Origin of the sequence: Enterobacter sp. Sphag1F (genome assembly GCF_014193275.1) — a bacterium.
Taxonomy (GTDB): domain Bacteria; phylum Pseudomonadota; class Gammaproteobacteria; order Enterobacterales; family Enterobacteriaceae; genus Pantoea; species Pantoea symbiotica.
Genome location: NZ_JACHZD010000002.1, coordinates 862164 through 875530 on the forward strand (window position 1 = coordinate 862164; position 13367 = coordinate 875530).

Sequence of the window (13367 nt, forward strand, 5' to 3'; positions counted from 1 at the left end):
ATCTGTAAATGGGCAAAAAGGATTTTGTTATTACGGGCGGCAAGACGCCGGTATATAACCACTATCAACTGAGCATCCAGATGCTGAAAAGTCAGCGTCCCGATATCCTGTTGTCGGTGCTGCGTTTTAGCGGTGAAGAGGCATTGAATTCGCCGTGGAAGTACAGCATTGAACTCACCAGCGCTACACGCGATATTCCCGCCGATATTCTGATTAACAGCACGGCCCAGCTATTGTTTTATCCTGATGGCCAACCCTGGCAGTCAGTGGAACCCCGCATTTTGCGCGGTGTAGTTACCGCTTTCCAGCAGTGTGAATCCTCTGCTGACGAAACACGTTATGTGGTAACGCTGGAATCGCGCCTTGCGCTGCTAAAAAACAGCCTGACCTATGCCGTTTACCAGCATAAAAGCGTACCGGGTGCAGTAGAGGATATCCTTAAACGCTGGGAATATTCCTCGCTGGATTATCACTTTCGCCTGAATACGCAGTATCCAATTCGCGATTTCTATATCTCATATGCGGAGAGCGATCTCACCTTTATTGAGCGTCATCTAACGCGCATTGGTGTCTTTTATTACTTCACCTGGGATGAAGAAAACCACCGTGATGTGCTGGTACTGGGTGACAGCGCGCAGGCTTATGGAGCTGAGCAAAGCATCGTCTTTCGCCATCCGTCAGGGTTATTTGATGGCGGCCAGGAATCACTCTGGAATATTTCAGTTAATCGCCAATCCGTTGCCGCCAGCACACGGCTTAATGATGAGTATTATCGCAATGCGCAAAATGACATGCAGGCGCGGGCGGAAACCGATCCTGATAAACCTGCGCTTACGGGAGAGCTGTATCGCTACGGTGAAAACTATCAGTCGCTGGGCAAGGAGTACCGGGCTCTGCCGGAACAGGGACAGTGGTTTGTCAAACGCCGTCAGGAACGCCTGATAACCGAGCAGGTCACTTTCGACGGTATGAGCAACGGCATGGATATCCGTCCGGGCATGGTGATCTCCCCACAGGGTAAAGAGTGGCCGGATGCGCCGGATGGCCTGCTGGTGGTGTCTACCTCATCAAACCGTATTTCGCGCGATACCGCCTATGTAATTCGCTTTACCGCCGTGCCCGTTCGCTCACAAAGCACTTATCGCCCACCGTTGAAAAGCTGGCCGCACATTGCAGGCACGCTGCTGGCTCGCGTCACCAGCCCGGTAGAAAATGCGCAATATGCAGAACTTGATGAACATGGCCGTTATCGGGTGCGCTTTCAGTTCGATCTGAACGAATCCTGGCAGTCTGGTTTTGAAAGCGTACCGGTGCGGCTGGCGAAGCCTTATGCAGGCAATGTCTATGGCTGGCACTTTCCGCTGATAGCCGGAACGCAGGTGATGATTGCCTTCACCAACGGCGATCCTGACAGGCCTTATATTCTGTGCTCGGTACATAACTCTCGTCATGAAGATCATGTCAATCTCTATAACTATCAACGCAATGTGCTGAGAACTCCGGCGAATAACAAACTCCGATTTGAGGATCGTCGTGGATATGAGCATGTCAAACTGTCGACGGAGTTTGGCGGTAAGAGCCAACTCTCACTCGGACATATCGTCGACAGTTCACGTAGCAAGCGCGGTGAAGGGTTTGAGCTGCGTACAGACAGCACCGGTACGCTGCGAGCCGGTAAGGGCCTTTTCCTGACGGCAGATGCGCAGACCTCTGCAACCGGACCGGTACTGGAAATGACATCGGCAGTAAGCCTGGTCAAAGGTGCGATCAGCCAGATGAGCGACTGGCAGTCGATCACTCAGTCTCACCATAATCTCCAGCCTGATGCCACGCATCTCAGAGCTTATCTGGCCGCCGTCGACCAGCTTAAATCCCCTGTCATGTTGCTGAGTGCACCGGAAGGGATTGGCGTTGTTAGCCCTAAAAGCATTCTGCTCAACTCAGGCAGCACTCTGCATCTGCAAAGCCAGATGGAAACCAGCATTGCCAGTGGCAAACGCATTCAGGTCAACGCCAGCCAGGCGATTTCTTTGTTGTCACAACAGGAAGGGATTCGCATGGTATCGGGGCAAGGTCCGCTGACGGTGGAATCGCACGGCGATACCCTGGGACTGACGGCGATGAAAGATATCAGCGTGCAAACCGTTCAGGGTGAACTGCGCCTGACCGCGAAAAACGGCATTGTGCTGGGTTGCGGCGGCGCAACCATCAGGATTACGCCGCAGGGTGATATCCAAATTCATTCACCGGGTAAAACCAGCATCCGTGGCGTCCATGCCTGGAATTCTCCTGCCAGCGAAGAAACAGCGCTGCCGGATCTGCCTAAATCCGTGTGCAAAGAGTGCCTGAAAAAGGCGCAGGAAGCCGCGCTTGCTTTCGCGCCAAGGGGATAACCATGACGGACATGAATAATGGCGCAGCATGGTTGAAACAGGCCACCGCGCTTTGCACTGCTGCCGGACAGGATTATCTCGATGTGCTGGTTGATCAGGCGGGCACAGCACAGCCGCTGCAGCAGGCACTGAACCAGATTAACCCACCATTACGCTGGTTTGAGCTGTTTGCAAATACGCCGGAAGCGGCAACGCCAGAATATTCACCGCTAGTGATGCGATTGCATTTTAGCATCAGCAACCACCAGCGCTGGCTGGAACAGCTGGTGGATCACTTTTCCTGGACGCCGCGGTTGACCTTGCTGATATCGCCACTGGCATTCGACCTGCTGAGTAGCCATTTGCAGGCACTGTCACAGGTTCACTGGGAAGAGCAAACCGGTTTGCTGCGCTACTACGACAATCGCGTATTCCCCTCGTTACTTGAGCATGTCCTGACGCCAGAGCAGCAGGCGGCTTTCACCGATATTGCGCTGTTCTGGAGCTGGCGGGATCGTGATGACGAGGTGGTGTGGAAAACCGGTACCTGGAACCCGGGTCGACAACTTGCTGATGCGCCAGAGATGAACCGCATTAGTGATGCGCAGGTTGAACTGATGGGATGTATTAGTGATGCCGAGGCGCTGATGTTGAAAACCAGCGAACCATGTTCCTCAAAAGAAGTGAAATATGCACGATGCCTGCAGATAGCACTACAGGCAAGTCAGGCTGGGTGTCTGGGAGATCTATTGGCATTCACGGAGCATCGACAATGAGTGATATAACCAAGCTGTTAAAAACAATTATTTTCAGTGCCGTGGTTATTTTAGCTGGTTGTGATCAATCAAGAGCTAATGAATATAGCGGTGGGAACTTAGGGGCAATTAACCATGTTCCCGGACAAAGTATTAATTGGTTCAAGGTAAATGACTATCGCGTACCCGGAACGGGTGGCGGTTATTGCTGCATTATGCTGCCAAATAAATGGCGTCCAAACCTGACCGCTCATATTGAGTGGGAAATCGATCCCAATCCTCGTGAGAAAATTCCGCGATTAAAAGAAGGCGTGGGTTTTGAACCAAAAGCTTTGGCACAGCATGAAGCCAAATACCGTCGATATAGTGCTGATGTGCCCATTCCTGAATACGACGATGCATGTGGTTTAACTGTACACTTTTTGACTTGCCAGCAGGTAAAAGTGACGGCCTCATGCCTGTCGCCGTCTTTACCCGATTATCCAATTAAAGAGCCCATAGATATGCAGGAGCCAGCAACATGTCCCAAATAAACTTATTACACGTTGCGTTGCGTTGGCTCCGTCTTCATACACAGTTCGCGGCGCTCAGCAGCCTGCTTATCCTGGCTGGATGCGATCAATCAGGAGCTAATGAATATAGCGGTGGGAACTTAGGGGCAATTAACCATGTTGCCGGACAAAGTATTAATTGGTTCTCCGTTGATGGTTATCGCGTGCCTGGCACTGGTGGAGGATATTGTTGTGTCATGATCCCAGATAAATGGCGGCCAGGATTAGTGGTTCATATTGAGTGGGAAATTGATCCTAATCCTCATGAAAAAATTCCCATGAGAAAAGAGGGGGCCGGATATGACCAAAATGCTTACGCTCTGCATAAAGCGAAATATCGTCAGTACAGCGCTGATGTGCCTATTCCTGAATATGATGAAAGTGCAGGCATCACCGTGCATTTTCTACCCTGCCAGCAGGTGAAGGTTTACGCCGGTATCGCTAGCTACGGTGCGGATACTTACCCGATTAAAGAACCAACGGATATGAAGGAGCCAGCAACATGTCCCAAATAAAAACCAGAGTAAATGTCTGGGCTCCACCGCATTTACCGGAAAACGGACGTCTTTCGGTTACCTATAAAGCGGTAATCAAAAATTATTTGCAGCAAAAGCGAGAGGAAGAGCAGTATCTGCAACAATTTAATGCACAAACTGAGCGACGTAACGGCGCGGGGTTTACTTGCTCGCAAAGCCTACATATTAGTTTCTTCTTTGATGGAACGGGTAATAACGAAGATAACGATACCAATCACTCTAACCCCACACATCCGACAAATATTGCCAAGCTTTATCATGCTACTTATGACAAAGCTGCTGAGAATGATGGGTACTATCGCTACTACATGCCTGGGGTCGGAACAGCATTCCCTGAAATCGGTGAATTGAATTACAGTGGGGCTGGATTGGCCTATGCCACTGGTGGCGAAGCCAGAATTAACTGGGCTTTATTGATGCTCGCTGATGCTGTTATGCATGCCTTAACAAAAGGGCAAAAACGCATATCCGTCGCATCTGCAAAGAGCAAAATCTCACGAATGGCAGCCGACTGGCCGTTTGATAATCCTGAAAGTCGGAAAGCTGCATTCTATTCATTCTTGAATGCAGAAATGAAGGCGAAGGTTGCTACAGCCAAACCTAAGCTGCTTAAGATAAAACTATTTATCTACGGTTTTTCTCGTGGTGCGGCAGAGGCACGTACTTTCGTGAACTGGCTAACAGGTCTATTTGAAATCCCAAAAGGTGCAAATAAACCGGAACAATCAATACTCGGCATCCCTTTAAGCATTGAATTCTTAGGTCTGCTGGATACTGTGCCATCCGTGGGGATTGCCCATATTGCACCTCTGGTCGATGGGCATATGGGATGGGCCAACAATACGCAGTTGCTGCCTAATGAAAAACGTTTTCCTCATTTAATTAAATGCTGCCGCCATTTTGTTGCGGCCCATGAGCAGCGCCTGTGCTTTCCGCTCGACTCGGTATGCCGCCCGGGCGGTGGCTACCCACCAGCCACCCAGGAGGTCATCTACCCCGGAATGCATTCGGATATCGGCGGCGGCTATCCGCCGGGCGACCAGGGAAAAGGGCTGGTGGGCGGACAGAGTGATGACCCCAACTACCCGGGAAATCTGTTGTCGCAGATTATTCTGCATGATCTCTATGCTGCTGCATTTGCAGCAGGTGCACCTCTGACGGTGATGGAAAACTCAATACCTGACGAATTACGTTTAATGAAACCGTCAAGGGTAATGCCCTCTTCCACCTTCCAGGAATTCGATATAAATAAATCCCTGGTCAAGCGCTTCAATGCCTGGCGACAAACCATTCTGTCTGAAAAAGATCAGACCAGCCTCGACCAGCAATGCACTATTGATGATGGTTATATCCCACATCTTCTTTCGCAATCACTGGATGACGCCGTTGCCGATCAAATTGGCTTGATCACCGCATGGCGCATTGGTCGCTATGCTAACGGCAGCTATGCCAGCCAACCTTTTTATCTTGATGCTAAACAGCATTCGAAAGAAATGCTGGAGCAGACAAAAAAGGCGCGTGAGGAAAAGGCGCAAAAGATTGAATACTTACGCAAAGCGGCAAAATTGAACCCTGCGCTTAAAGACGCTGGAAAGATGCTTAATCAGGCGGGCCCGCCTGAATTTGAACCACTGATAGATAAACAACAGCTTCAGGAAGCCGCAGACGAATTTAAAAATGACTACCTGAATAAGATAAGGCCGCAAAGCTGGAGTGAATTTGTTCTTAACCAAATCCCCAAAGGCATTGTCTGGCTGATTAACACTGATGATGAGATCACGCAGCAGCGGAATATAAAGCAGGATGGTGAAAGGCTTTATCCGCGTCTTTTCTCCTCGAAACAGGGCACAGTCACACCCGATCCAACGATAGCGCTGGTGGTCGCGCTGTTTGACGATCAGATTCACGATTCGCGCGCCTGGTTTATGCACTCTGCGCTGGGTACACGTGAACCCTGGGGCGGCTATTTTTTCTATCGCTCGATCTATTACGGCAGCCAAAGCAATAAAGATCAGTATTTGTTCTCAATTCACCAACAGTTGATAGGCGTTCCTGTTACTCATGATGGAACATCTTATCGCGTTAAAAATAATGCGCTCTACTATCCAGCCAGCAGCATGCGCAACGCTGAAGTGCAGAATATCCTCCCGACCACGAGGGTAGATAAGCCTGTTCCATTCTGGACGGTTATTGACAATGCAACTGGCAAAGCTATTCCACTTCAGGACGGTACAGCACAGTTGCTGAATCCCACCCGCGAGCCGGGCACATTAGTCGCCCTTGCAAGCCAGCAAATGCTCGCATCACAGCACCAGGCCATGATGACCTCTGCCATCGATATGCTGAAATCCTCGGGAGCGCGAGTGGTATGACGCTTAAAAAACTGGTGCGCGTTGGCGATACGCTCAAACCTTACGGCGGTGAAGTGCTCAGCGGGAGCTTTGACGCGTTTGGCAAGCCGGTGGCCTGCGTAAATGACAAAGCGAAATGCAATCAGCACGGCATGACCACCATTATTCAGGGAGCAACCAACTGCACCGTAAACGGTAAAGCGGTGGCGCTGGATGGGCATAAATGTGCCTGCGGTTGCACGCTGGTCAGTTCCCTGCCGGATATGGATGTCTGCGGATGAATCAACCGCCGGTTTATGCCGATTACGCCACTATTTACCCGGCCCGCTGGCGGCGCTGGTGGGTGGCGCTGCCCGTGCTGCTGTTTATATCGGCGATGATCACCATGCTGTTGTGGCCGGAGGGAAAGCCGACCCGTTCGCCGCTTTTCTGGTTCTGGACGCTGGTCTTGCCGCTGCTGTGCTGGTTGCTGGCGGTTACGCTGCGCTGGCTGGTATGGCTGCAATCTAGCGATAACAGCCGCACGCACTATGCGGAAACCTCGCTGGCGCTCGATGCCTGGTGGCGTCAGCGTAGCCAGGCTTTGCCGGTTGAAGCCGTGTTGCTGGTGACGCCAGTTGGAGACGACGCGTCGGAACATCTGGCGCTGTTGTCGCAACCAGCGGACGCTCCACAACCGGGCATCAATGCAGCAGGTTACGCGGAGTTGCGTTGCCCGCTGGTGCTAAACAGCACGCGCAATCGCCCAGAAATGCTGGCGGCTTATCTCGCCAATCGCCTGGTGGCGCATGTGCGTCAGTCAGGTGAAACACGCCCGATCACGCATCTCTGTTGGCTCGGTGATGACCAAAGTCTGCTCGCCTTTCGCGAAACGCTACTGGCAGCGGGCATGAAGTTGCCAGAGGAAGCCATTCGACTCAGTGCAATTGATGGCAAAGACAGCGTTATCGATCTGCTCGCCAATACAGCTCCGACTTTGCTGCTGTGTGCCGGAAGCGGCGAAGGATTATCTGATGGCACCCAGGTTGCCGGAGAAGCCGCCTTTGCCTGGCTCTGCTCGGCGCAGGGGACTGCGTTGATGCATCGATCGGAGTGCTGGCAACCGGCGTTGGGTGAAACGGCGGCTCTGGCCGTCGCACAGCTTTCTCGTTATGCCGGATTGAGCGAGACGCCAGACACGGTGATCGCGGCAGATGTCCCCGCCATGGAAGCGTTGCTGGATGGCGGCTGGTCCGCGCTGGATCACGTACTTGCCCCATGGCTCGGCCATGCCGGGCAAATAACACCGTTTACGTTACGGTCGCTGGCGCTGCTCTCGGCGCTCAACGGCCAGTCCTGCGGCTGGATCGCCGCAGAAATGGAATCTCAATACATTACAGGAGTTTGTATTCCCCGTGGAAACCTCCCGCACTAATCCCCGGCACTCGTTGTTCTGGCTGGTTTGTGCCTATTTGCTTGCCGTAACCCTGCTGGTGCTGACTGGCGCAGGGCTCTATTACTTCGCAGGCAGCAGCATTGATCTACCGGAGGCTCTGCCGCGCCAGATTGCTTTCTGGTCATTGATGGTCTGGCTGGCGCTGGTGTGGTTTTGCCCACTGTTTATTCTCGCCTGGCGCGGGCTGGTGCGACTCAATGCGCGTGAAGCAACAGGCGCAGCAGATTCGCAGAAACAGCGTCCTGCAGAATATCAGTGGGTGCAGGACATCATTACCCAGATGCGCTACCAGTATCGGTGGCGCTGGCGTAGCCGGGTGCGCATTCTGCTGGTGGTCGGCGATGAGCATCTGGTTGAACAGAGTATCCCCGGCCTGACAACTCAGCACTGGCTTGAGGGGCATAATACCTTGCTGCTCTGGCACGGCAGCCCGCAGGAAGATCCGCTACCCGCGCAGCTGCGCGCGTTGCGTAAAATTCGTCGCCAGCTGGCAGATGAGGTGGTCTGGATAGTGAACGCAGAAGCGGAAATGACTCAGGATGTGCTGGATACCTCGGCTCGCCAGATGCAGAAGCGCTACGGCCTGTTGGGCCAGGATATCCCGCTGTGGCTATGGGAAATTCACGCACCCTCTCTGCATAGCGCCACCGCGCAGGGGATCGGATTCACCATCGCGCAAGGCGACAGTGCGGACGATTACCGTCAGTCACTCGATGATCTTGAGCACAAGTTGGTTGAGCGCGGCATGCAGCAGACTGAGCGTAATCGCCAGCACAGTTTCTTACTGGAACTGGCGCACGTGCTGCGCAGCGGCGGATCTGCTCGCCTGACACAAACCTTGTCGCAGCTCTCCGCAGGTGCAAGGGCGCTGCCGCTGGCTGGCGTGGTACTCAGCCAGCCGGAGACCACCGGAAGCGCTTCATTGCGTCATGCCTGGCAACCGGGAAAAGCCTGGCTGGATTTATTAGCGCTACGCTGGCGCCGGCCGGTCACCAACGGTGCTTCATGGCGGAAAACGTTGCTGACGATCTGCTCCTGCCTGCTGATGATGTGGATGGCCTGCCTGGTTTTTTCCTGGATTGCCAATATTCGCCTTATACAGGCAGATCAGCAGCTTGCCGCAACCGCAACAGATTCCCGTCAGCCGCTGCAGCAGCAACTTTCAGCTTTGCGCGAGTTGCAGAAAGAGATCGAGCGTCTGCAGCATCGTCAGCAATATGGTGCGCCCTGGTATATGCGTTTTGGCCTCAGCCAGAATGACGCACTGTTGGATTCTCTGTGGCAACAATGGCAGCAGGCGGCAATGCCGCTGCTGCGTGATGCATCCGTCAAGCGCCTGACTATGCTGATGAGCGGCTGGCGTAACCTGCCGCCCGACAGCCCGCTGCGGGCCGGTGAGGCCAAAAGCATGTATGACCTGCTCAAGGCGTACCTGATGCTGGCGCATCCCGAACAATCCGATCCGGCGTTTTTCAGCGCCACGGTAATGAAGGTCTGGCTACGGCGTGATGGCGTTCAGGACGCAAGCTGGCGCAACAATGGCGGCGCTATGCTGGCCTTTATGATGACGAATCTGCCTGCGCACCCAGAGTGGCAGTTACAACCGGATATGCGACTGGTCAGCAGTATGCGCTCAGCGCTGCTGCGTCAGATTGGTGCCAGCAATGCGGAAACTTCGCGTTATCAAAAGCTCATCGAGCAGGTGTCCCGTGATTATGCCGATATGACGCTCAGTGAGATGGTCAGCGGCACCGACAGCAGCAGGTTGTTCAATACCGATGAAACCGTGCCTGGTGTCTTTACCCGTAAAGCGTGGGAAGAAGCCGTAAAACCGGCGATTGAGCAAGCGGCGAAAGTGCGTCGCGATGAAATCGACTGGGTGCTGAGCGATAACAAAACTGCCAGCAACAATGATCTCTCTCCGGAAACGCTGAAAGCGCGGCTGACAGATCGCTATTTCTCCGATTACGCCGGAGCCTGGCTGAAATTCCTCAACAGCCTGCAATGGCAGCGGGCGGAGAGCCTGTCGGAATCGATTGAACAGTTAACCCTGCTGGCCGATATACGCCAGTCACCTTTGATTGCGCTGATGAACACGCTGAATATGCAGGGCCGGACGGGGCAAACTGGCGGTAATCTTACCGATTCGCTGGTGAGCTCTGCAAAGAATCTGCTCAGCAGTGACAAAACCCACGCCATCGCAAGACCGCAAGGTGCAAGTGGTCCAATGGATGACGCTTTTGGCCCCTTGCTGGCACTTACCGATACCGGCGCAGCGGCTAAAGATAGCCTCAGCCTGCAAACATTCCTGACACGTATCACCCGTGTTCGTCTGCGACTGCAGCAGGTAACCAACGCGCCGGATCCGCAGGCCATGATGCAGTCGTTAGCATTGACGGTGTTTCAGGGCAAAGCCGTTGATCTCACTGACACCCGCGATTACGGCAGTCTGATTGCTGCCAGCCTCGGGCAGGAGTGGAGCGGGTTTGGTCAGGCGGTATTTGTCGAACCGATGGTGCAGGCGTGGGAGCAGGTGCTCAGCCCCACCGCTGAAAGCATTAACAGCCAGTGGCAGAACGATGTTGTCACGCCGTGGGATCAATCGTTTGCCGACCGCTACCCGTTTGCCAACCGGCAAAGCGACGTCTCCTTACCGCATTTAGCGCAGTTTATGCGTACCGACACCGGGCGTATCGCGCAGTTCGTTAACAGTCGCCTCGGTGGCCTGCTACGGCTCGAAGGCGATCGCTGGGTGCCGGATGCAATGAACAGCCAGGGACTGACGTTCGATCCTGCTTTTCTCAGCGCGCTTAATAAACTGACGCACATCGCGAACACCGCATTTGTCCGGGGAGATGTGGAACTGCATTTCCAGATGATGGCAAAACCTTCCCGCGACATAGTGGAATCGGAGCTGACGGTGGATCGCCAGAAGCTGCAATATTTTAACCAGGAAGAGAGTTGGCAAACGCTGAACTGGCCTGACAACCGCTGGCAACCGCAAACCACGCTGACCTGGCGCAGCACCCATACCGGAACCCGCATTTATGCCGATCACCCTGGAAGCTGGGGCCTGATCCGCCTGCTGGATAAAGCCCGTATCACCGATCTGGGCAGCAACATCTACCGTGTTGTCTGGCCGACGCCGGACGGGCTGGCGCTTAACTACCAGATTCGCACAGAACTTGGCAGTGGTCCGCTGGCGCTTCTCGAGTTGCGTGGATTCCGCATGCCTGCGCGGATATTTATTTCCGCTACGCAGAGTGAAGTTGCGTATCAGGGAGGTGAACAATGAGGGTTCGTTTCGCCCATATGTTGTTGATTTGCCTCTCGGCAATGTTGCTGAGCAGTTGTGGAGCCTGGCAAAAAACCAAACAGGGAACCGCGAGCATTGCAGATGCCGTGTTTTATCGCCAGGTCAACACCCTGCACCTGACCTTCACTGCACGTACAGCGATTAATCAGGACGATGCCCAGCAGTCGATGCCCTTGCGCCTGATTATTTTGCAGCTCAGCACGCGTCAAAGTTTCGATAACGCCGAATACAGCAGCCTGCTGGCACAGCCAGATTTGGTGCTGAAAGAGAGTCTGGTGGCGCAGCGGCAGCTCAGCGTCATGCCGGGACAAAGCGTCAGCCTGGATATGCCAATGGAGAAACAGGCTCAGTTCGTCGCGGTCGTGGGCTTGTTTCGCCAGCCGGACCGGGAGCGCGGCACATGGAAACGGGTGCTGAGCCGTGAGGAGCTTGATCCGGACACACCGCGCACGATTGAAGTAAGGGATAACACCCTGAATTTGGAATTGTTGAAGTAACTATTCAATTTAACGGCAGGAGCCACAAAGTGACGCTATACGATATAAAACCGAAGTTTCAGAATTTATTAAGACCGCTGGTCGTCAGGTTACATGCGCAGAGTATCACTGCGAACCAGGTAACGTTGTTTGCCATGCTCACCTCTGTGGTGCTGGGCGCATTGTTGATGTGTTTTCCCGATCCGCGCTTTTTTATCACCCTGCCCGTTTTCCTGTTTTTCCGCATGGCGTTAAACGCCATTGATGGCATGTTAGCCAGGGAATTCAATCAGCAATCCACCATCGGGGCGATGCTCAACGAGGTGGGTGACATTATCTCCGACGCCGCACTCTACCTCGCTTTTGCCTTTGTTACAGGCATATCTCCCTGGTTGGTTGTAATGGTCGTGCTACTTTCCTGGCTGAGCGAATTTTGCGGTGTGATGTGCCAGACGCTGAACGGCATCCGTAGCTACCGTGGTCCGTTGGGCAAAAGTGACCGCGCATTTATCTTTGGTGCTCTCGGCCTAGTGATTGCGCTGTGGCCGCAGTATATCGGCTACGCTGACGCACTGTTTGCCATCGCCGCCCTGTTGCTGTTTTGGACCAGCCTGAATCGCTGCCGCAATGCAATGGAGGCGAAAAATGGCTGATTCCAGACACGTGCTTTATTACTGCCTGGGCGGTATCTTCGGCGTTCTCATTCTGGCAACGCTAATTATTTTTGTGCTGAGAAAGTGCCGCCCACAACGCAACTGGGTGGAGTTGCAGCAGCGCGTTAATAGCTGGTGGGTCATTATCTGCCTGTTCTCGTTAGCAATGCTGTCGCCAAAGTGGCTGGCGCTGACCTTTTTCGGCTTCATCAGCTTCCTGTCGTTAAAAGAGTATCTGACGCTAGCACCCACGCGGCGTTCTGACAGTATGCCGCTGCTGTGGATGTATGCCGCGATCCCGGTGCAATATCTCTGGACCGGCATGGCCTGGTACGGCATGTTCATCATTTTTATCCCGGTTTACGTCTTCCTGTTCCTGCCGGCTCGCATGGTGATTGCCGGTGATACCAAAGGTTTTCTGCACTCTGCATCGGTGATGCACTGGGGCATGATGACCACCGTGTTCGCTCTGAGCCACGTTGCCTACCTGATGACTTTACCCGGTGCCGACGCCAGTGCCGGTGCGCTATTGGTGTTCTTCCTCGTTGCACTGACTGAGCTGAATGATATTGCCCAGTATCTGTGGGGAAAATCGCTGGGCAGGATTCGAGTGACGCCCAAAGTCAGCCCGAATAAGACGCTGGCCGGTCTACTAGGTGGCATCTTTACCACCATGTTGCTGGCTGTGATTCTTGGCCCACTGCTTACACCGATGAGTTACCTCCACTCGCTGGGTGCTGGGTTGATTATTGGTGCAAGCGGCTTTTGCGGCGATGTGGTGATGTCGGCGATCAAGCGCGATTTTGGTGTGAAGGATTCCGGCAAATTGCTGCCCGGACACGGTGGCATTTTGGATCGACTCGATTCACTGATCTACACCGCGCCGCTGTTCTTCCACTTCTATTACTACTTCTACGTGTAG

The 13367-nt window shown here is 53.6% G+C and carries 11 protein-coding genes; all 11 read left to right on the top strand.

The features are described from left to right. The first annotated feature begins 8 nt into the window (after positions 1–8). Genes vgrG through FHW71_RS09615 form a run of 11 tightly spaced genes read left to right on the top strand, consistent with a single transcriptional unit; the run spans position 9 to position 13367 of the window. A complete protein-coding gene (gene vgrG / locus FHW71_RS09565) occupies positions 9–2393 on the top strand; it encodes a type VI secretion system Vgr family protein (RefSeq protein WP_179451647.1) in 2385 nt (794 codons plus the stop codon). 2 nt (positions 2394–2395) lie between these two features. Continuing rightward, positions 2396–3148, top strand: coding sequence for a DUF4123 domain-containing protein (locus tag FHW71_RS09570; RefSeq protein WP_179451649.1), 753 nt, complete (start codon positions 2396–2398; stop codon positions 3146–3148). After that, a complete protein-coding gene (locus tag FHW71_RS09575) occupies positions 3145–3660 on the top strand; it encodes a DUF3304 domain-containing protein (protein ID WP_179451651.1) in 516 nt (171 codons plus the stop codon). Before FHW71_RS09570 ends, FHW71_RS09575 begins: the two co-directional genes overlap by 4 nt. Continuing rightward, the gene (locus FHW71_RS09580) at positions 3648–4193 is read left to right on the top strand and encodes a DUF3304 domain-containing protein (protein ID WP_179451653.1); all 546 of its coding nucleotides are present in this window, start codon (positions 3648–3650) and stop codon (positions 4191–4193) included. The genes FHW71_RS09575 and FHW71_RS09580 overlap by 13 nt, the downstream gene beginning before the upstream one ends. Next, positions 4181–6586, top strand: coding sequence for a DUF2235 domain-containing protein (locus FHW71_RS09585; RefSeq protein WP_179451655.1), 2406 nt, complete (start codon positions 4181–4183; stop codon positions 6584–6586). Before FHW71_RS09580 ends, FHW71_RS09585 begins: the two co-directional genes overlap by 13 nt. Beyond that, a complete protein-coding gene (locus FHW71_RS09590) occupies positions 6583–6846 on the top strand; it encodes a PAAR domain-containing protein (RefSeq protein WP_179451657.1) in 264 nt (87 codons plus the stop codon). Before FHW71_RS09585 ends, FHW71_RS09590 begins: the two co-directional genes overlap by 4 nt. Next, complete coding sequence (locus FHW71_RS09595; RefSeq protein ID WP_179451659.1) at positions 6843–7979, top strand: hypothetical protein; 1137 nt, start codon at positions 6843–6845, stop codon at positions 7977–7979. Before FHW71_RS09590 ends, FHW71_RS09595 begins: the two co-directional genes overlap by 4 nt. Further along, entirely contained in the window at positions 7960–11295 is a 3336-nt protein-coding gene (locus FHW71_RS09600) for an ImcF-related family protein (protein WP_179451662.1), read from the top strand. The genes FHW71_RS09595 and FHW71_RS09600 overlap by 20 nt, the downstream gene beginning before the upstream one ends. Further along, positions 11292–11813, top strand: coding sequence for a type VI secretion system lipoprotein TssJ (tssJ, locus tag FHW71_RS09605; RefSeq protein ID WP_179451664.1), 522 nt, complete (start codon positions 11292–11294; stop codon positions 11811–11813). Before FHW71_RS09600 ends, tssJ begins: the two co-directional genes overlap by 4 nt. Before the next feature lie 29 nt (positions 11814–11842). Beyond that, positions 11843–12445, top strand: coding sequence for a CDP-alcohol phosphatidyltransferase family protein (locus tag FHW71_RS09610; RefSeq protein ID WP_179451666.1), 603 nt, complete (start codon positions 11843–11845; stop codon positions 12443–12445). Then, entirely contained in the window at positions 12438–13367 is a 930-nt protein-coding gene (locus FHW71_RS09615) for a phosphatidate cytidylyltransferase (protein WP_179451667.1), read from the top strand. The genes FHW71_RS09610 and FHW71_RS09615 overlap by 8 nt, the downstream gene beginning before the upstream one ends.